The sequence below is a fragment of the Achromobacter sp. Root170 genome (assembly GCF_001428165.1).
Taxonomy (GTDB): domain Bacteria; phylum Pseudomonadota; class Gammaproteobacteria; order Burkholderiales; family Burkholderiaceae_B; genus Achromobacter; species Achromobacter mucicolens.
The window spans coordinates 47,352-65,803 of the sequence record NZ_LMHN01000020.1 but is presented as its reverse complement, the minus strand read 5'-3'; the positions used below and the strand labels follow the sequence as shown (position 1 = coordinate 65,803).

Genomic DNA, 18,452 nt, shown 5'->3' with positions numbered 1-18,452 from the left:
TCACTTTTGAGCATCCCATGAAACTGATCCTGGAACGCCGCCCCGAGCCCAGCCGCCTTGCGCTGGCATTGGCGCCCATCGCGGCCATCCTCTTCACGCTGGCGGTCTGCACGCTGCTGGTGGCCTGGGCCGGCGCCCCCGTCGGCCGCACCTATGCGCTGCTGTTCGAAGGCGCGTTCGGCACGCGCTTCGCGCTGTCCGAAACCCTGACGCGCGCCACGCCGCTGATGCTGACGGGCCTTGCCTGTGCCGTGGCCTTTCGCGCGCGCTTCTACAACATCGGCGCGGAAGGGCAGCTCTATCTGGGCGCGCTGGCGGCGGTGGCCGTGGGCGGCCTGCACGACGGCACGGGCTTTGACCTGCCGGTGCCGGTGCTGTTTGGCGGCATGATGCTGGCCGCGGCGCTGGCCGGCGCGTTGCTGCTGCTGATTCCGGCCCTTCTGAAAACCCGCCTGGGCGTCGACGAGGTGGTGACCACGCTGCTGGGCAACTTCATCGTGCTGCTGTTCGTGTCGATGATGCTGGACGGCCCGATGAAGGATCCGATGGCGATGGGCTGGCCGCAATCGGTGGCGCTGAACGGCGACCTGGAACTGGGCAAACTCATCGAACGCACGCGCGCCCACACAGGCCTGTTGTGGGCCGCCGGCCTGGCGCTGGGCCTGTGGCTCTTGAACCGCTACACCGTCTTCGGTTTTCAGATGCGCGCGGTGGGCGCCAACGCCCATGCGTCACGCTTTCTGGGCCTGCCGGTGAACCGCGTGATGCTGGGCACCGCCATGCTGTCCGGCGCGCTGGCCGGCTTGGCCGGCGCCATCGAGGTCGCGGGGCGCACCAGCTACGTCACGCTGGATATGTCGCCGGGGTACGGCTACACGGGCGTGGTCGTCGCCATGCTGGCCGGCCTGCATCCGCTGGGCGTGATCCTGGCCAGCATCTTCGTGGCCGGCATGCTGGTCGGCGCCGACAGCATGAGCCGCGCCATCGCCGTGCCGAACTACATCGCCGACGTCATCGTCGCCACTTCGCTGCTCGCCATGCTGGTCGCGACGTTATTCGCGCAGTACCGCCTGCGCCGCAACAAGGCTTGAGGAGCACGCCATGGAATGGATGGATCTGATGAGTTCCTCGGCGTTCTGGGTGGCCGTGCTGCGCCTGGCCACGCCGCTGATTCTGGGCACGCTGGGCGTGCTGCTGTGCGAGCGTGCCGGCGTCTTGAACCTGGGCATCGAGGGCATCATGGTGGCCGGCGCCTTCACCGGCTGGCTGGTCGTCTACCTGGGCGCCCCGCTGTACGTAGGCGTGCTGGCCGCCGCGCTGGCCGGCGCCGTGTTCGGCCTGCTGCACGCCGTGCTGACGGTGCCGCTGGGCCTGTCGCAGCACGTCTCGGGATTGGGCGTGACCCTGCTGGCCACCAGCCTCAGTTACTTTGCCTACCGCGTCACGTTCCCCAGCGTGTCCGCGCCGCCGACGATCACCCCCTTTGCCGAGATGAAGTTTCTGGCGGAAATTCCGCTGATCGGCCCCGTCCTGGCCGGACAGACGCCCATGACGCTGATCGCGCTGGCCGCCGTGCCGATCCTGGCCTGGGTGCTGAACCGCACGCCGGTGGGGCTGGCCGTGCGCATGGTGGGCGAGAACCCCGCCGCCGCCGAAGGCCAGGGCCTGTCCGTGACGCGCCTGCGCATCGGCGCTATCGTGGCGGGATCGGCGCTGATGGGCGTGGCGGGCAGTTTCCTGACGCTGGCGGCGTTCAACGCGTTCTTCTTCAACATGGTCAACGGCCGCGGCTGGGTCTGCGTGGCGCTCGTGGTGTTTGCGTCGTGGCGGCCCGGCAAGGCGCTGCTGGGCGCGCTGATCTTCGCGTTCTTCGACGCGCTGCAACTGCGCCTGCAACAGGGCGGCGCGGCGCTGCCGGGCATGCCCGAACTGCCGTATCAGGTGTATCTGATGCTGCCCTACATCCTGTCCATCCTGGCCCTGGTGTTCATGGCGCGCCGCGCCGCCTACCCGCAGGCCTTGATGAAGCCTTACCGCAAAGGCGAACGGTGACGGGACGACATGACGCCACTGACATTCTTCGCAAGGAACACGCATGCTTGACCTGATTCTTAAGCACTGCACGCTGCCCGACGGCCGCACCAACATCGACATCGGCGTGGCCGATGGCCGCATCGCCGCGCTGGAACCGGCCCTGAAGGCCGAGGCCGCGCAGACGGTGGACGCCGCCGGTCAACTGGTCACCTCGCCCTTCGTCGACGCGCATTTCCACATGGACTCCACGCTGTCCTTTGGCCTGCCGCGCGTGAACCAGTCGGGCACGCTGCTCGAAGGCATTGCGCTGTGGGGCGAGCTCAAGCCGCTGCTCACGCAGGAAGCGCTGGTCGAACGCGCGCTGGCCTATTGCGACTGGGCCGTGGCGCGCGGGCTGCTGGCCATCCGCTCGCACGTGGATGTCTGCGACCCGCGCCTCTTGGCAACGGAAGCGCTGCTGCACGTGCGCGAGAAGGTCAAACCCTACCTGGACCTGCAACTGGTCGCCTTCCCGCAGGACGGCGTGCTGCGCGCGCCCGGGGCGCTGGACAACCTGAAGCGCGCGCTGGACATGGGCGTGGACGTGGTGGGCGGCATTCCGCACTTTGAACGCACCATGCAGGACGGCGCCGAATCCGTGCGCATCCTGTGCGAACTGGCGGCCGAACGCGGCCTGCGCGTGGACATGCACTGCGACGAAAGCGACGATCCGCTGTCGCGCCACATTGAAACGTTGGCCTATCACACGCAGCGGCTCGGCCTCTCCGGCCGGGTGACGGGCTCGCACCTGACGTCCATGCATTCCATGGACAACTACTACGTGTCCAAGCTGATCCCGTTGATCCGCGAAGCGGGCGTGTCCGCGATTGCCAATCCGCTCATCAACATCACGCTGCAGGGCCGCCACGACACGTATCCGAAGCGCCGCGGCATGACGCGCGTGCCCGAGCTGATGGCGGCCGGCGTGCCAGTCGCCTTCGGCCACGACTGCGTGATGGACCCGTGGTACAGCCTGGGTTCAGGCGACATGCTGGAAGTCGCGCACATGGGCCTGCACGTGGGCCAGATGACGGGACAGGACGCGATGCGCGCCTGTTTTGAAGCGGTGACGACCACGCCCGCCAAGATCCTAGGCCTGGACGAGACGGGCTTGGCGATCGGCAAGCGCGCCGACCTGGTGCTGCTGCAGGCGCGCGACGCGGTGGAGGCATTGCGCCTGCGCGCCACGCGCCTGATGGTGCTGCGCGCGGGCAAGGTGGTGGCGACCACGCCGCCGGCCACCGCCACGCTGCATCTGCCGGGCCGCCCCGGCGAAGTCAGCTTTCAGACGTCGGCCCGCTGACGTAAGCCGGCTGCGCCGCGGCCGTCACGATGATCTCCACCAGCATGTCGGGCGAGGCCAGCTTGGCCTCGCAGGTGGCGCGGGTGGGCATCGCGCGCGGCAGCGCCCACTCGGCCCACACGGCGTTCATGCCGGCAAAGTCACGCGCGATGTCCTTGAGCCAGATCTGCACGGACAGCAGCCGCGACTTGTCGGTGTTCGCCTGCTTCAGATAGCCGTCGATCTTGGCAAGCACGTCGCGCGTCTGGGCCTCGATGCCGCCCTCCGCGGTCGACGTCACCCCCGCGATATAGACGGTGTCGCCGTGAATCACGATGCGGGAGAGGCGCTCGTTGGTTTCCCTGCGCACGATATCGTTCATTCGTCTTGCTCCTTGGTCGATGGGGCGGATGCCATGCCGGCATCCGAAAAACGTTCAATCCGGAATGGCGCGATCGGCAGGTCCGTCGCGCCGGTCGTGATCAGGTCGGCCATGATGCGGCCCACGATGGGCCCGAGCTCGAAGCCGTGCGCCGAAAACCCGAAGGCGTGAAAGGCGGTCTCATGCCGGCTGCTGCGCCCGATCACCGGGATCTCATCGGGCATGGCCGCCTCGATGCCCGCCCAGCCGCGGTTCACGATGGCGTCGCGCATGTGCGGGAAAAGGTCCACCACCGTGCGCGCGCCCTCGGCCAGCGAGCGGAAATCCAGTTCGGTCCATTCGGCATCCCGGTCCACCCAGGCACGCCGGCCCCCGCCGATCAGCACGGTGCCGTTGGTGCGCTGCTTGAACGACAGCGCACGGCCCGTGCCCAGCACCACGGGATCCAGAAAGTGATCCATGCGCAGCGTGACGAGCATCATCGGACTGATGGGTAGCAGCGGCACCGGCTCGCCCCATTGCGCGGCGATGCGATCCGCCCACGCGCCCGCGCAGTTCAGCACCTGCGGCGCGGTGTACACGCCGTCATCCGTCTCCACGCGCCATTGCCCGTCCTGCCGCATCACGCTTTGCACGCGTACGCCTTCCAGAAAGCGCGCGCCAAGGCTGGCGGCCTTCATGCGAAAGGCGAGGGTGGTGCGGTAGGGATCGGCCGCCGCGTCCTCGCGCGCGATCAGGCCGCCCTGCACGGTGGGCGCGATCGCGGGAATCAGATCCAGCAGGTCTTCACGCGTTATCCACTGCTCGTGCGTGTAACCGTGGTCCGTCATGGTCTTGAGCCGTGCGCGCAGCGTTTCGGCATCCGCCGCGTTCTCGGCGACGCGCACCTGCCCGTGCTGCTCAAAGCCGCAATCGTCATCCACCAGTTCGCCGATGCGATACCAGATCTCGCGCGAGGCCAGCGCCAGCGGCACTTCGGCCAGATGGCGCGACAGCGTGCGCACGCCGCCCGCATTGACGCCGGAGGCGTGACGCCCCACGTAGTTCTTTTCGATGACCAGCGCGCGCACGCCGGCGCGCGCCAGATGCAGCGCGGCCGAGCTGCCATGCAGCCCGCCGCCGATGATGATGACTTCAGCCGCCCGCGGGTGAACGGTCATGGTGTCCACCCGTCATTTCTTCAGGCGGACGACGGCCTGGCGCGAATCGTCGGTCTGGGGCAGCGAGGCCAGTTCGCCCAGCGTGAGCGGCTTGGTCGGAAAGCGCAGCCGGTAATAGCCCACTTCCTCGGTCGGCACGCCGCGTTCCTCGGCAATGATTTCCGACACCGTCAGGCCGCAGAAGCGGCCCTGGCACGGACCCATGCCGCAGCGCAGGAAAGCCTTCATCTGGTTCGGCCCGCTGCAGCCCAGCTTGACGGTCTCGCGCACCTGCGCGGCGGTCACTTCCTCGCAGCGGCACACGATGGTGTCGCCCGTGGGCCGCCGGAACGCCTCCGGCGCCTTGTAGAGCGTGTCGAAGAATTCGCGGCCGCGCACGGCCTGCGCCAGCGCCGCGCGCGGCGCAGCGGCTTCGCTGTCGCGCTTGTCCGCATCGATGCGGCCCAGCAGATGCGCGGCCTGCAGAGCGGCCAGCCGGCCGCGATGCTCGGCCGCCAGCGCCCCGGCGATGCCCGCGCCGTCACCCGCCATGCCGACGCCGTCCACCCCCGTCGTGCCCCATTCGTCGACGTCTGGCTCCCAACAGTCCAGTGCGTCGTTCCAGCGGTGCGCCACGCCCACCGCGCGCGACAGGTTCACGTTGGGCACCACGCCCTGGTGCAGCATCAGCTGATCCGCAGGCAACGTCTTGGTGACGCCGCCCGCCGTGTAACGCACGCTTTGCAGCTTGCCGTCGCCCAGCGCTTCCAGCGCCGTCACGCCCTTGACGATGGGCACGGCTGCCTTGACCGCGCGCAGCAGTTTCAGTCCCTTGCCCAGATACGGCGAGCGCAGAAAGCCCCAAACCTTGGGCAGCGCCTGCCCCATGCGTCCCGGCGGCGTGGTTTCCAGCAGCGCGTCGACCTTCACGCCCGCATTCAGGTACTGCCAGGCCACCAGGTACAGCAGCGGCCCGCAACCGGCCAGCACGGTGCGGTCGGACGGCACGACGCCGGATGATTTCAAGAGGATCTGCGCCGCGCCCGCAGTGATGACGCCCGGCAGCGTCCAGCCCGGAATCGGGAAGGGCCGCTCCTGTGCGCCGGTGGCCAGCAGCAGGCGGCGCGCGTGCACGATGCGGGCCTCGCCCGCCACCGAGTACGCCACCTCGAAACCGTCGGCCGGCTCGGGCGCGGTGCGCTGCGCCACGGCCCAGACGGTCGCCCCCGGCACGTAGCGCGCACCGGACTGCTGGAACGGCGGCACCAGCGTCGCGCCGTGCCAGTAGTCTTCACCCAGGATGCCGCGGTTGGTGACCGGGGTGGTGGTGATGGCGCGGTAGATCTGGCCGCCGGGCGCGGGCTGCTCATCGAGCAGCATGGTATCCACGCCCAGGTTCGCGGCCAGCGTCGCGGCCGCCAGGCCGGCCGGGCCGGCGCCCACCACCAGCAAATCGCATTGCATCGTGTCGATCATGCCTGCACCTTGCGCGCGCCCAACTGGCGCTCGATCTTCATTCCTTCCCGCACGGGCGTCATGCAGCCCTGCTGGTTCGCTTGTCCGTCGATGGTGACCAGGCAGTCGTAGCAGACGCCCATCATGCAGTAGGGGCCGCGCGGGACCTCGTTGACGGCCGTGTCGCGGCAGGCCTGCACGCCGCCCGCAAAGAGCGCCGCCGCCACGCTATCGCCCTGGCGGCACAGCATTTCGGCGCCATTGACCGTTACCCGCACCGGCGCGCCCTGCGCCTGCCGCTGCGCCTCGTCAAGCCGCTTGAACATGAAACCTCCGGGTCGAGAAAGGCGCCATGTCGTCGGCCAGCTTGCCGGCGGCGATCATGGGCGCCAAGTTGAGCGCGTGCGCGGCGGCGAGCGTCACGCCGCTGTGACAGGTGGCGACGAACGCCCCCGGGCACGTTTCGGATTGCTGATAGATCGGAAAGCCGTCCTTGGACATGACGCGCAGCGCCGCCCAGCTGCGGACCACGCGCACGTCCCGCAACGCGGGCAGGGTGCGCACGGCGCGGTCGGCAAGCGTGCCCAGGATCGGCAGGCCAACCAGGTTGTCCACATAGCCGGCCTCTTCCTGCGAGTCGCCGATGAGCCACGTGCCTTCGTCGGTCTGGCGCAGCGTGGACAACGGCGTCTCCAGCATGCGGCGCGTGCGCTCCAGCACGACGATCTGGCCGCGCTGCGGCCGCACCGGCACGTCAAGACCGACTTGCTCGCCAAGCTGCTTGTTGGACAGCCCCGAGGCCAGCACCACCTTGTGTGCGCGCACCGTGCCGCCGGGCGTGGCGATTTCAAACACGCCGTCACGCAGGCGGATGCTCTGCGCCGGCCGCTGCGGCAGGTAATCCACAACCCGCTGTGCAAAACTCATGTGCAGCGCGCGCAGCAGCTTGAGCGGGTTGGCAATGCCGTCCACCGGCGTCCACGTCGCGCCGCGCACCTCGGGTCCGATGCCCGGCACCAGGTCCGCGACCTCGGCGCGATCCAGCATCTTCCACTCGTACTGCGCCATGCCCGGCTGCGCGAGCAGCGTGTTCATGAAGCGCGTGCGCGCCTCGACCTCTTCGTCGCTCAGGAGCGCGTGCAGGCCGCCGCGCTGCTCCAGGTGCACGTCGACCCCGGTCTCTTCCTGCAGCAGGGCGGCAAGCCGGGGCCAGCCGGTGGCCGACGTCATGGTCCACACGCCGTAGCGCGGCAGGCCCATGCCCTTGCTCTGCACCCACACCAGGCCGAAGTTTCCGCGCGAAGCCCGGTAGGCCACGTCGCCTTCGTCCAGCACGGCCACGTGGTCCAGTTCGCGGCGCAGCCCGTAGGCCACGGCCGATCCGACCAGACCGCCCCCGATCACCGCCGCATCGTAGATGCCGCGGTGCACGGGCGCGCGCGGCGCCAGTTCTTTCTCTTCCGTCATCAGCGTCCCTTTCCTACAAACAGCTTCTCCAGGCCGACCGCGCGGTCCAGGATGAATATGGCAATGATCGTCACGTAGATCAGCACCGCCGACACCGCCGTCACCAGCGGATCGATGGTGTCTTCGATATGCAGGAAGATGCGCACCGGCAGCGTCGTGGTGGACGGCGAGGCGATGAAGATCGACATCGTCAGTTCGTCAAAGCTGGTGATGAACGCGATCACCCAGCCGCTGACCACGCCCGGCAGCAAGAGCGGCAGCACCACGCGCCGGAATGCCGTCCAGTTGGACGCGCCCAGCGACTGCGCCGCCCGCTCCAGCGCCGGATCGATGCCCGTTGCCGAGGCCAGCACCAGCCGCAGCGCATACGGCATGACGAGAATCACGTGCGCCACGACCAGGCCGAAGTACGTGCCGGCCAGGTCCACGGTCGTGAAGAACTTCAGGAACGCCAGGCCCAGCACCACGTGCGGAATCATCAGCGGCGACAGAAAGAACGCCACCAGCGCTTCGCGGCCCGTGAAGCGGTTGCGCGCGATCGCCAATGCGCTGGGCACGGCCAGTCCGATGGCCAGCGTGGCCGACAGCGTGCCCAAGCCCAAACTGAACCAGAACGCATCGACAAAGCGCGGGTTGTCCAGGATGGCGCGGAACCAGCGCAGCGACAGCCCGCCCGAGGGCAGCGAAATGAAGCCTTCGGACGTGAACGCCACCGCGCACACCATGACGATGGGCGCCAGGATGAACAGGATGAACAGCGTGTGAAAGACGAGGCCGATGGGGCCGTTGCGAAATTGCATGTCAGCCTCCGGCCTGGTTGAACACGGCCCCGTAGCGGCGCTCGATGATGCGGTTGGCCGACAGCAGCACGACCACGGTCGCCACCAGCAGCACCACGGCCAGCGCCGCGCCCAGCGGCCAGTTCAGGGTGTTCAGGAACTCGTCGTAGGCGGCGGTGGCCACGTTCTTCAAGCGCCGTCCGCCGATGATGGCTGGCGTGGCGAACGAGCTGGCGGCCATCGCAAACACCATGATTGCGCCCGAGAGGATGCCGGGCATCACCTGCGGCACGATCACGCGCCGGATGACGGTGAACTGGCTGGCGCCCAGCGACAGCGCGGCCGCCTCGGTAGCGGGATTGATCCGCTGCAACGAGGCCCACACCGAGATCACCATGAAGGGCACCAGCACGTGCGTCAGCGCAATGCCCACGCCCAGGTTGCTGTACATGAGGTCGATGGGAGTGGAGATCAGGCCGATGCCCATCAGCGCCTTGTTGATGAGGCCTGTAGACCCGAACAGCAACGCCCAGCCCAGCGTGCGCACCACCACCGAAATCAGCAGCGGGCCAAGCACCACCATCAGAAAAAGGCCCTTCCACGGGTTGGCCATGCGCGACAGCACGTAGGCTTCGGCCGTGCCCAGCACCAGGCACGCCACAGTCACGGCCGCGGCCACGCCAAACGTGCGCGCGTAGATCTCGTAGTAGTAGCCGTCCGAGAAGATCTCGATGTAGTTCTTCCAGGTAAAGGTGGCCTCGATGCCGCCGTAGAACTGGAAGTCGAAGAAGCTGATCAGAAACACCAGCGCCATCGGCACCACGAGGAACGTGGCATACACCACCAGCGCCGGGGCGCTCAGCACCCACGGATTGGTGCGCGCGCTCATGACGCGTTGCCTTGCGGCGCGGCCGCCGGATCGACGGCGCACATGTCCTGCGCGCGCCAGCGCAGATGCACGGTCTGGCCTTCGGCGGGCACCGGCACGCCGTCGTTCTGCCGGATCACCATCACTTCACCGACCGACGTTTCCACCTGGCACAACCAATGGTTGCCCTGGAAGACACGCGTCTTCATGCGGCCCGGCAATGCACAGGCCGCGGGCTCGGAAAACAGGATCTTTTCGGGCCGCACGATCACCGCGCCCTGCGGCACCGGTGCGCCCGCCAGACCAATGTGGGCCTCGCCGATGCGCGCGCGGGTCTCGCCCTCGTACTGCTCGGCCTGCGGCGTGAAAACGTTGGCCTTGCCCAGGAACCCGCCCACGAAATGGCTGGCGGGCCCTTCGTACGCGGCAAAGGGTTCGGCCACCTGTTCGACGCGGCCCTGGTTCATCACCACGATGCGGTCCGACAGCGCCAGCGCCTCGGACTGATCGTGCGTGACGAGAATAGTCGTGGTGCCGACCGTGCGCTGGATGCTGCGCAATTCCAGCTGCATCTCTTCGCGCAGCTTGGCGTCCAGGTTGGAGAGCGGTTCGTCCAGCAGCAGCACGCTGGGCCGGATGACCAGCGCACGCGCCAGCGCCACGCGCTGCTGCTGGCCGCCGGACATGCGCGCCGGGTGCCGGTCGGCCAGATGCGACAGGCCCACGAGCTTGAGCGCGTCAGCCACGCGGGCCAGGCGCTCGTCCTTTTTCACGCGCTGCATCTCCAGGCCGAACGACACGTTCTCGGCCGCGGTCATGTGCGGAAAGAGCGCATAGTTCTGGAACACCATGCCCAGCCCGCGCTTGTTGGCGGGCACCTTGCTGACGTCCTTGCCGTTCAGCACGATGCTGCCGCCGGACGGTTCGACAAAGCCGGCAATCATCTGCAGGGTCGTCGTCTTGCCGCAGCCGGACGGCCCCAGCAGCGAAATGAATTCGCCTTTGTTTACCGACAGGCTCAGGTTTTCGACGGCCGTGGTGTCGCCGTAGCGCTTGCTCAGGCGGTCAAGCACAAGATAGGTCATGAATGCTCCCGGTGGGCGGCAGTGGCGCCGCCCGTATGCCCACGCGTCAGCGCTCGATTTCCCGCGTCCAGCGCTTGTTCCAGTCGTCCCGGTTCTGGTTGACCGTGTCCCAGTCGATCACGATGAGATCGGCGGCGCGCTTGCCGATGGGCAGCGGCACACGGGGATCGTCCGTGACCTTGGCCTTCTTGTTGACCGGACCATAGCCGTACGCGGAAGCGAGCTTTTCCTGGACCTCGGGCGACACCAGGTATTCGACGAAGGCCTGCGCCTTCGGGTTGGCATTGGGTTTGGCGATCGGACACACGGAAGACAGCAGCGCGTACGCGCCTTCCTGCGGATAGACGAATCCGACGGGGAAGCCCGTGTCGGCAAACGCCTTGACGCGGCCGCTGCCCCAGACCGCGATGGTGGCCTGCCCGCTGGAGAAGAGCTCGGTCATCTTGCCGGGCGACGGCTCATAGACCAGCACGTTGGGACCGACCTCGTTCTTGAACGTGGTGAAGCCCGGATCGATCTTCTTTTCGCCGCCGCCGCCTTCGCGGGCATATTCCACCAGCGTGTGCAGGCCATAGGTGTTGTTCAGCGGCGGAATGACCAGTTGCTTCTTGTACTTGGGATCCTTCAGGTCCTTCCAGGACGTGGGCGGGGCCCACTTCTTCTCGTCGAAGACCTTCTTGTTGTACATGATGCCCGTGGCCACGATGCCGATGGCGACCGCCTTGTCGTCCTTGTAGCGCGCGGTGGTGTAGATGTCGTCGGCGGGCAGGTTCTTGATGGGTTCGCAAAAACCCAGCGCAATGGCCTGGTACATGGGGCCGTCATCGATGATGGCGACGTCGATCTGCTGGTTGCTCTTTTGCGCCTGCAAGCGCGCCACGGTGTTGGTGGAATTGCCGGCCACGTAATCCAGCTCGACGCCATGCTGCTTGGCGAAGGGCGGGAAGATGTCCTTGCGCATGATGTCTTCGAACGAGCCGCCGTAGCCGGCCACCACCAGTTTCTGCTGCGCCTGTGCGTTTGCGCCCAGCCCGGCCGCTACCGCCGCCGCCGCGAGCACTGCAAGTACCTTGCTCATAGAACCCCCGAATTTTGGAAGAGAACTGCAAGAACCGACTGATTTGTTGCCCGGCGACCTCATGTCCGCCGTACAATTTGTCCGTACATGAATGTCCGGACAAATAATGAATCCCGCATGACTGCCTTGTCAATCGGTTATTGTCCGGACAAACCCTATAAAACCAATCAAGGAGCCAACCTCATGACCCGATCCTCCGAGCGCGCTGCCAGCCCCGGCGGGGAGCGGCAGGCCCGCGGCCGGCCCGGCGCGGCGCTCCCGGCAGACATGTCGGGTGGCCCCCGCTACAAGAGCATCTACCAGTCGCTCTCGCAGGACATCAGCTCCGGGCGCTACCCCGTCATGACGCTGCTTCCCACCGAGCACGAACTGTGCGAACAATTCGGCGCCAGCCGCCACACCATCCGCGAAGCGATCCGCATGCTGACGGTGGCGGGCGTGGTGTCGCGCCGGCCGGGCGTGGGCACGCGTGTCGAAACCGCCCGCGCGACGACCCGCTTCACGCAGCGCATCTCGCAGTTTCCCGATCTGCTGCAGTACGCACGCAACGCGGCGCTGCTGGTGCAGGACGTTCGCACCGTCAAGCTGACCAAGCGCCTTGCCGAAACGCTGGGCTGCGAAGCCGGGCAAGAATGGCTGCACATCAACTCGATCAAGACGCTGGACGATCCCGACGTGCCGGCCGCCAGCACGCTCATCTACACGAACCCGGCGCATTCGAACGTGCAGGTGGATGTGAAGTCGCGGATCTCGCTGCTGCGGCTGATCGAGGACCATTTCGGCGACCGCATCACCGAGGTCAACCAGGAGTTCTCCGCCACGCCCATCGGCGCGGCGATCGCCAGGCAACTTCAAGTCGATACCGGCACGCCGGGCTTTGTCATCACCCGCCGTTACTACGGCGACGGCGGCGTGCTGCTGCTTGCCACCATCACCACGTTTCCGCACGACAAGATGAAGTATTCGATGACCCTGAACGTCAGTTGACGCGCGGCTCGGTCTACGCGGACAGCCCATAGTCCGCACGCGCCGCGTGAGGGCTGATCTTGCCGTCAGCCAGGTCCTGTTCCACGCGCGCCCGCAGCCGCTCCGACGGCGCGCCATAACCGCCGGCCCCCGGCGTTTCGATGCGCACGCTTTCGCCGGCCGTAAGCGCAATGTTGGCGGTCTTGGAGAAAAGCTCCTCGGCCTGCGGCGTCCCGAAGTTGCGGATCAGGCGCGCGCGGCGGCCATCTCCACCGCCGTCAACGCCCGCGGCCACGCCGACCGTGTGACTGTCCGAGCGCGCCGAGAACACGATGCCTGGTCCCACCGCGCGTATCTGCTTGGCGATGCCCATGCCGCCGCGCGTGCGGCCCGCGCCGCCCGAGTCCTGAATCATCGCGTACTCGTCCATCAGCAGGGGATACTCGTTCTCCAGCGCTTCGACCGGCAGGTTAGAAGTGTTGGTCATGTGCACATGCACCGCATCCATGCCGTCCGCATCGAAGCGCGCCCCCGCGCCGCCGCCCAAGGTTTCCAGGTACACGAAGTGTCCCGCGCGCTCGCGCCACCGGCCCGAGAACACGATGGCGGGGCAGCAGTCGTTGCTGGAAGCCATGGTCTTTTCCGGGGGCAGCAGGCCCCGGAATGCACCGAAAATTGCGCCAGCCACCTTCTGCGCGGTGATGGACCGCGCGCCCACCGCGGCCGGATGCTCGGGATTGGTGATGGTGCCCACGGGCGCGGACAGCGTGATCGGATCGAACAGCCCGGCATTGGGCGCCAGGTCCGGATCCAGCAGCGCCTTCACCGCGTAGTACACGCAGGCGCGCAAGGCATTGAACGGCAGGTTCATGGCGCCGCGCGCCTGCTTGCCCGATCCGTCGAAGTCGAAATGCAGATTGTCCGGGCCGACGGTCAGCGTCACCTGGATGGGCACCGGATCGCCGCCCATGCCGTCGTCGTCAAGATCGCTGCGGAAGGTGTAGCTGCCGGGGCGCAGCTCGGCGATGCGGTTCAAGAGGCGCTTGCGCGTGTAGGCGATCACGTCGTCCACCGAGCGCAGCACAGCCTGCAGCCCCATCTGGCGGATCAATCCCTGCACCGCGGCCGCGCCGCGGCGGTTGGTCGCCATCTGCACGCGCAGGTCGAGCACGCGCTCTTCCGGATCGCGGGTGTTCGCGCAGATCAGACGCAGCAGGTCCTCGTCGGTCTCGCCCGCGCGGGCCAGGCGGCAGGCGGGGATGCGGATGCCTTCCTCGAAGATCGACTTCAGCCCTCCGGCGATAGAGCCAGGCACGGCGCCGCCCACGTCGGAGTGGTGCGCGATGTTGGCGGCAAAAAATCGCAGCGTGCCTTCCCAGAACACCGGCGTGATGATGTTGATGTCGGGCAGGTGGCTGCCGTCGGCCAGGTACGGATCGTTGCAGATGAACACGTCGCCGTCGCGGATCTGGTCTTCGGCAAACGTGCGCTGGATGGCGCGCATGGCGCCGTCCAGCGATCCGAGGTGCAGCGGAATCTGCGTGCCCTGCGCGACCAGCCGCCCCGCCGCGTCAAAGAGCGCCACCGAGCAATCCTTGCGCTCCTTGATGTTGGTCGAGAACGAGGCGCGCACCAGCGTGTTGTTCATGTCTTCGGTGATCGACAGCAGGCGGTTGCAGAACACCTCCATGCCGATCGGATCCGCCAGGACCGAGGCGCTGTCCGCCTCGCGCGGTTCAATGGAATCAGGCTTGTTCATGCGAGCCTCCTTGCAAACGGATGATCAGGTTGCCGAATTCGTCGACGCTGGCCTCGTGGCCCACGCCGACCACCGTGGTCGAGCTCATTTCCTCGAGCAGCGCCGGGCCCTGAAAGCGCGCGCCGGTCGGCACGCGGTCGCGGTCGTACACGGGCGTTTGCAGCCAGCCATGCGCCGGCCCGAAGTACGCCTTGCGCTCACCTAGCCGTGCGTCCTGCAGCGTGCCGCCCACATGGCGTGGCGCGAGCGGCGCCTTCACTACCTGTCCGACCGCCTGCATGCGGCAATTGATGATCTGCACCTTGCGATCGTCCACCGTGTAGCCGTATTCGCGCTCATGGGCCTCTGCAAAGCGCCGCGCAAATTGCGCGTAGCCGCCCGGGCCCGTGTCGTCCAGGCTGACCTGCACCTCGAAGTTCTGCCCCTCGTAGCGCGCGTCGATCGCGCTGTGGCACACGCGCAGCGCGGGATCGACGCGTTCGGACGCGAGCCAGTCGCGCGCCTGCGCGGCAAGCCCTTCGAAGATGGCGGTGATGGCGGGCCACGTGTCCTCGCTGGCGAGCGATATCTCGCTTTGCACGAAGTCGAACGAGATGTCGCTGAGCAAAATGCCGCGCGCGCACATCGTGCCGGGTTCCTGCGGCACGATGACGACGGGGATGCCGCATTCCTCGGCCACTTCCACGGCGTGCAGCGGACCCGCGCCGCCGTAGGCATACAGCGCAAAGCGCGACAGGTCGTAGCCCCGCTCGGTGGAAACCGCCCGGATCGCGCGGCTCATGTTGGCGGCGGCGATGCGCAGGATGCCCTCGGCAGCCGCCTCCATGGACAGGCCCAGCGGTTCGGCGACGCGGCCGCGGATGACCTCGCGCGCCGCATCGGCGTACACCGGCATGCGGCCGTTCAAGAGCGCCACGGGGTTGAGCCGCTGCAACGCGATTTCGGCGTCGGTGATGGTGGGCTCCTGGCCGCCACGGCCGTAGCCCACCGGGCCCGGCACCGCGCCCGCGCTGTGCGGACCCACCTTCAGCGCGCCAGCATCGTCCAGCCACGCGATGCTGCCGCCACCCGCGCCGATGACATGGATGTCGACCATCGGCGTTTTGACCGGATAGCCGGCGACATGGCGGTGCGAGGTGAAGAGCGGCCTGCCTTCGCACACCAGCGACACGTCCGTGCTGGTGCCGCCCACGTCGAACGTCACGAGGTTCAGGCTGCCGATGGCGCGTCCCACGGCCGCGGCGCCGACCACGCCGGCGGCGGGGCCGGACAGGCAGGTGCGCACCGGATACTGGCGCACCGTGGCGATCGACATCAGGCCGCCGTTGGAATGAATGGTGTGCGGCTCATGTCCGATGTCCAGTTCCCGCACCCGCTTCAGGAAACGCTCCAGGTAGCGCGCCATCTTCGGCCCGACCGCCGCATTGAGCACGGTGGTGGACAGGCGCTCGTATTCGCGGAACTCGGGCAACACCTCGGACGACTGGCTGATGTACGCATCCGGCATTTCTTCCTGGACGATGCTGGCCGCGCGCCGCTCGTGCGCCGGGTTGCGGTAAGCATGCAGAAAGCAGATCGTCACGGCCTCGATGCCGGCCTTGGCGAAGCGCCGCGCCGCATCGCGCACCTGCGCTTCGTCCAGCGCCGTCAGGACCTCGCCCGCCGCGTTGACGCGCTCGTCGACTTCGGCGCGAAATTCGCGCGGCACCGCGACGGGCGGCTTGCCCACGCTGTAGTCGTACAGGTGCGGGCGCGTCTGGCGGCCAATCTCCAGCACGTCGCGAAAGCCCCGTGTGGTGATCAGGCCGACGCGCGCGCCTTTGCGTTCGATGATGAGGTTGGTGGCCACCGTGGTGCCATGGCCCACGTGCGACACCTGCGACGGCGCGACGCCATGATCCGCAAGCATCTGACCGATGCCCGTGGCGATGGCCTCGGAGGGATCGTGCGGCGTGGAGGGCACCTTGTGAAAGTGCACCACGCCGGCGTCCTCGTCGATCATCGTGAAATCGGTAAACGTGCCTCCGACGTCTATCCCTATGCGATACATATCGTTCTTTCCAAAAAATGAGGGTCAGTCCAGACGAATGCCGGCTTTCTTCACCACCTGGCACCACTTGCTGATTTCGTCCTTGATCATCGAGCCGAACGCCGGGCCCGCAACGTCCGACACCTGAGCGCCCTGCTGCTCGAGATAGGTCTTCATGGCAGGCGCGTGCAGGGTCTGCACCAGGCCGTCGGTCAGCTTGGTGCGCAAGGGTTCGGGCATGTTGGCGGGCGCCAGCATGCCGAACCACACCATGGCCTCGTAACCGGGGTAGCCGGACTCGGCGACAGTGGGCACGTCGGGCAACATGGCCGAGCGCTGCGGCGAGGTCACCGCCAGCGCCTTGATCTTTCCGTCCTTGATGTAGGGGTACGACGTCATCACGACGTCCATCATCATGTTGATCTGTCCGCCCACCAGGTCGATGAGCGCGGGGCCGGAGCCGCGGTAAGGCACATGCACCATCGACACCCCGGCGGTGGACTTGAAGAGTTCGGCGGCCAGGTGGTTGGACGTGCCCTGGCCGTTGGAGGCGAAGGAATACTTCTCGGGCTCTTTCTTCAGCAGGGCCACAAACTCCTGCAGGTTGTTGGCGGGGACGGACTGGTTCACCGACATGACGTTGGGGATCGTGGCCACGACCGTCAGCGGCGTGAAGTCCTTGACCGCGTCGTACGGCAACTTGGAATAGACGCAGGGCGCGCTGCCGTGCGTGCTGACCGATCCCATGAGGATGGTGTAGCCGTCGGCGGGTTGGCGCGCGACGTACTCGGTGCCGACGGTGCCGCCCGCGCCGGGCCGGTTTTCGACGATGACGTTGGCGCCCAGGCGCTGGCTCAGTCCTTCGGCGATCTTGCGCGCTACCAGGTCGGTGGAGCCGCCGGCCGCGAACGGCACGACGATGCGGATGACCTTGTCAGGCCAGGCGGCGGTGGCGGTTCCGGCGGCGGCAAAGAGCGCGACGCCGGCGGCAATGCGACAGCAACTGCGAAGTAGCCCTGTTTTCATGGCTTGGTTTCCCCTTGTTGATAGAACTTCCTTATGGCCGGATCATGCGTGTCCGACCTTGGTTCGCTGCAACAACGAAGTCATGCTAGGCCTGGCGCCGCGATGACAGCAGTCCTACAGGTTTATATTTGTATAGATGCCATTTATGGACGCGCTGCGATGAAGAATCCGGACCTGAATCTGCTTCTGCACTTCGATGCGCTGATGGCATGCCGCAATGTGTCGCGCGCGGCCGAGGCGATGAACATCAGCCAGCCGGCCATGAGCGCGGCGATGAACCGGCTGCGCCAGTTGTTCGGCGATCCGCTGCTGGTGCGCGAGGGCGGCACGTGGCAGCCGACGCTGCGGGCGCTGGAACTACACCAGCATTTCAAGCCGCTATTGGAGGGCTGGCACCGCGCGACGCGCACCCGCGAGGCGTTCGACCCGGCGCATTCGTCGCGCACGCTGTCGCTGTATGCGACCGATTATGTGCAGTACACGCTGCTGCCCAAGCTGATTCCGCGGCTTGCGGTGGACGCGCCGCACTTCCAGTTGCAGATCGTGCCGGCGCGGCCGCAGCACGGGCTGAGCATGCTGGACACCAATCATGTGGAGTTGATCGCGGGCTATTTTCCGGACCCGGCGCCGGATCTGCGCACGCGCTTTCTGTACCAGGAGCCGGCGGTGTGCATCGTGCGCGAAGGACATCCGTGTTTGCGCAAGCGCTGGAACCTGGACGCCTACCTGAGCTACGGACATCTGGATCTGGCCGCGCACACGCGCTACTTCAGCACGGCGATCGATCGCATCCTGATGGGCCAGAACCGCAGCCGCAAGATCGTGGCGACGCTGTCCAGCTATCTGGTGTGTCCGTTCATCGTGGAGGGATCTGACCTGATCGCGACGATGCCGGTGAGCATTGCAAAGGCGATGTCGGGCAGCGCGCGCATCGTGACGCAGAAGGTGCCGCTGACGTTGCCGCCCATTGCGGTGTCGTTGTACTGGCACGAGCGCTATCAGGACGATCCGGCGCACGCCTGGCTGCGGCAATATCTGGCAGGCGTGCTCGGGTAGCGGGAGGC

Annotated in this window: 17 protein-coding genes; 5 read left to right on the top strand and 12 right to left on the bottom strand. The window is 67.1% G+C overall.

The genetic code is table 11. The features are described from left to right. Positions 1 to 17 precede the first annotated feature (17 nt). The 3 genes from ASD87_RS25180 to ASD87_RS25170 are packed head-to-tail and all read left to right on the top strand — an operon-like array spanning position 18 to position 3,376. A complete protein-coding gene (locus tag ASD87_RS25180; RefSeq protein ID WP_056327680.1) occupies positions 18 to 1,091 on the top strand; it encodes an ABC transporter permease in 1,074 nt (357 codons plus the stop codon). Between the two features lie 10 nt (positions 1,092 to 1,101). Then, positions 1,102 to 2,052 (top strand): ABC transporter permease, encoded by a 951-nt coding sequence (locus ASD87_RS25175; protein ID WP_056327679.1) that lies wholly within the window; start codon positions 1,102 to 1,104, stop codon positions 2,050 to 2,052. Between the two features lie 43 nt (positions 2,053 to 2,095). After that, positions 2,096 to 3,376, top strand: coding sequence for an amidohydrolase family protein (locus tag ASD87_RS25170; RefSeq protein WP_056327678.1), 1,281 nt, complete (start codon positions 2,096 to 2,098; stop codon positions 3,374 to 3,376). Here the strand turns inward: ASD87_RS25170 and ASD87_RS25165 are convergent. Genes ASD87_RS25165 through ASD87_RS25125 form a run of 9 tightly spaced genes read right to left on the bottom strand, consistent with a single transcriptional unit; the run spans position 3,351 to position 11,608 of the window. Then, positions 3,351 to 3,737, bottom strand: coding sequence for a RidA family protein (locus tag ASD87_RS25165; protein ID WP_056327677.1), 387 nt, complete (start codon positions 3,735 to 3,737; stop codon positions 3,351 to 3,353). The two genes, ASD87_RS25170 and ASD87_RS25165, sit on opposite strands and share 26 nt — an antisense overlap. Then, positions 3,734 to 4,897 (bottom strand): FAD-binding oxidoreductase, encoded by a 1,164-nt coding sequence (locus ASD87_RS25160; RefSeq protein WP_056327781.1) that lies wholly within the window; start codon positions 4,895 to 4,897, stop codon positions 3,734 to 3,736. The genes ASD87_RS25165 and ASD87_RS25160 overlap by 4 nt, the downstream gene beginning before the upstream one ends. Before the next feature lie 12 nt (positions 4,898 to 4,909). After that, the gene (locus tag ASD87_RS25155) at positions 4,910 to 6,352 is read right to left on the bottom strand and encodes an NAD(P)/FAD-dependent oxidoreductase (protein WP_056327676.1); all 1,443 of its coding nucleotides are present in this window, start codon (positions 6,350 to 6,352) and stop codon (positions 4,910 to 4,912) included. After that, positions 6,349 to 6,657 carry a (2Fe-2S)-binding protein gene (locus ASD87_RS25150; protein ID WP_056327675.1) on the bottom strand — a complete coding sequence of 103 codons (309 nt, stop codon included), beginning with the start codon at positions 6,655 to 6,657 and terminating at the stop codon, positions 6,349 to 6,351. Before ASD87_RS25150 ends, ASD87_RS25155 begins: the two co-directional genes overlap by 4 nt. Continuing rightward, entirely contained in the window at positions 6,641 to 7,798 is a 1,158-nt protein-coding gene (locus tag ASD87_RS25145) for an FAD-binding oxidoreductase (protein WP_056327674.1), read from the bottom strand. The genes ASD87_RS25150 and ASD87_RS25145 overlap by 17 nt, the downstream gene beginning before the upstream one ends. Beyond that, a complete protein-coding gene (locus tag ASD87_RS25140; RefSeq protein WP_056327673.1) occupies positions 7,798 to 8,598 on the bottom strand; it encodes an ABC transporter permease in 801 nt (266 codons plus the stop codon). Before ASD87_RS25140 ends, ASD87_RS25145 begins: the two co-directional genes overlap by 1 nt. Position 8,599: 1 nt before the next feature. Further along, positions 8,600 to 9,466 (bottom strand): ABC transporter permease, encoded by an 867-nt coding sequence (locus tag ASD87_RS25135; protein WP_056327672.1) that lies wholly within the window; start codon positions 9,464 to 9,466, stop codon positions 8,600 to 8,602. Beyond that, positions 9,463 to 10,530: an ABC transporter ATP-binding protein gene (locus ASD87_RS25130; RefSeq protein WP_056327671.1), complete on the bottom strand. Its 1,068-nt coding sequence runs from the start codon at positions 10,528 to 10,530 to the stop codon at positions 9,463 to 9,465. Before ASD87_RS25130 ends, ASD87_RS25135 begins: the two co-directional genes overlap by 4 nt. A 46-nt stretch (positions 10,531 to 10,576) precedes the next feature. Next, positions 10,577 to 11,608, bottom strand: a complete 1,032-nt coding sequence (locus ASD87_RS25125; protein WP_056327670.1) for an ABC transporter substrate-binding protein — start codon at positions 11,606 to 11,608, stop codon at positions 10,577 to 10,579. 183 nt (positions 11,609 to 11,791) lie between these two features. Here ASD87_RS25125 and ASD87_RS25120 point away from each other — a divergent pair, with 183 nt between their 5' ends. Beyond that, positions 11,792 to 12,595: a GntR family transcriptional regulator gene (locus tag ASD87_RS25120; RefSeq protein ID WP_056327669.1), complete on the top strand. Its 804-nt coding sequence runs from the start codon at positions 11,792 to 11,794 to the stop codon at positions 12,593 to 12,595. A gap of 13 nt (positions 12,596 to 12,608) precedes the next feature. Here the strand turns inward: ASD87_RS25120 and ASD87_RS25115 are convergent, their stop codons facing one another. From ASD87_RS25115 to ASD87_RS25105, 3 genes are read right to left on the bottom strand one after another with little or no spacing between them, the layout of a single operon-like run. After that, positions 12,609 to 14,333, bottom strand: coding sequence for a hydantoinase B/oxoprolinase family protein (locus ASD87_RS25115; protein ID WP_056327668.1), 1,725 nt, complete (start codon positions 14,331 to 14,333; stop codon positions 12,609 to 12,611). Continuing rightward, positions 14,320 to 16,383, bottom strand: a complete 2,064-nt coding sequence (locus ASD87_RS25110; RefSeq protein WP_056327667.1) for a hydantoinase/oxoprolinase family protein — start codon at positions 16,381 to 16,383, stop codon at positions 14,320 to 14,322. Before ASD87_RS25110 ends, ASD87_RS25115 begins: the two co-directional genes overlap by 14 nt. Before the next feature lie 24 nt (positions 16,384 to 16,407). Next, entirely contained in the window at positions 16,408 to 17,388 is a 981-nt protein-coding gene (locus ASD87_RS25105) for a tripartite tricarboxylate transporter substrate binding protein (RefSeq protein ID WP_056327666.1), read from the bottom strand. A 159-nt stretch (positions 17,389 to 17,547) separates the two neighbouring features. Between ASD87_RS25105 and ASD87_RS25100 the strand changes: the two genes are divergently transcribed. Next, the gene (locus tag ASD87_RS25100) at positions 17,548 to 18,444 is read left to right on the top strand and encodes a LysR family transcriptional regulator (protein WP_174245405.1); all 897 of its coding nucleotides are present in this window, start codon (positions 17,548 to 17,550) and stop codon (positions 18,442 to 18,444) included. Positions 18,445 to 18,452 lie beyond the last annotated feature (8 nt).

Bases quoted from the DNA above. Each gene is read 5' to 3' on its own strand.
- ASD87_RS25120 (WP_056327669.1), top strand. From the start codon at position 11,792: ATGACCCGATCCTCCGAGCGCGCTGCCAGCCCCGGCGGGGAGCGGCAG.
- ASD87_RS25160 (WP_056327781.1), bottom strand. From the start codon at position 4,897: ATGACCGTTCACCCGCGGGCGGCTGAAGTCATCATCATCGGCGGCGGG.
- ASD87_RS25125 (WP_056327670.1), bottom strand. From the start codon at position 11,608: ATGAGCAAGGTACTTGCAGTGCTCGCGGCGGCGGCGGTAGCGGCCGGG.
- ASD87_RS25115 (WP_056327668.1), bottom strand. From the start codon at position 14,333: ATGAACAAGCCTGATTCCATTGAACCGCGCGAGGCGGACAGCGCCTCG.
- ASD87_RS25180 (WP_056327680.1), top strand. From the start codon at position 18: ATGAAACTGATCCTGGAACGCCGCCCCGAGCCCAGCCGCCTTGCGCTG.
- ASD87_RS25155 (WP_056327676.1), bottom strand. From the start codon at position 6,352: ATGATCGACACGATGCAATGCGATTTGCTGGTGGTGGGCGCCGGCCCG.
- ASD87_RS25150 (WP_056327675.1), bottom strand. From the start codon at position 6,657: ATGTTCAAGCGGCTTGACGAGGCGCAGCGGCAGGCGCAGGGCGCGCCG.
- ASD87_RS25165 (WP_056327677.1), bottom strand. From the start codon at position 3,737: ATGAACGATATCGTGCGCAGGGAAACCAACGAGCGCCTCTCCCGCATC.
- ASD87_RS25135 (WP_056327672.1), bottom strand. From the start codon at position 9,466: ATGAGCGCGCGCACCAATCCGTGGGTGCTGAGCGCCCCGGCGCTGGTG.
- ASD87_RS25105 (WP_056327666.1), bottom strand. From the start codon at position 17,388: ATGAAAACAGGGCTACTTCGCAGTTGCTGTCGCATTGCCGCCGGCGTC.
- ASD87_RS25100 (WP_174245405.1), top strand. From the start codon at position 17,548: ATGAAGAATCCGGACCTGAATCTGCTTCTGCACTTCGATGCGCTGATG.
- ASD87_RS25140 (WP_056327673.1), bottom strand. From the start codon at position 8,598: ATGCAATTTCGCAACGGCCCCATCGGCCTCGTCTTTCACACGCTGTTC.
- ASD87_RS25175 (WP_056327679.1), top strand. From the start codon at position 1,102: ATGGAATGGATGGATCTGATGAGTTCCTCGGCGTTCTGGGTGGCCGTG.
- ASD87_RS25145 (WP_056327674.1), bottom strand. From the start codon at position 7,798: ATGACGGAAGAGAAAGAACTGGCGCCGCGCGCGCCCGTGCACCGCGGC.
- ASD87_RS25170 (WP_056327678.1), top strand. From the start codon at position 2,096: ATGCTTGACCTGATTCTTAAGCACTGCACGCTGCCCGACGGCCGCACC.
- ASD87_RS25110 (WP_056327667.1), bottom strand. From the start codon at position 16,383: ATGTATCGCATAGGGATAGACGTCGGAGGCACGTTTACCGATTTCACG.
- ASD87_RS25130 (WP_056327671.1), bottom strand. From the start codon at position 10,530: ATGACCTATCTTGTGCTTGACCGCCTGAGCAAGCGCTACGGCGACACC.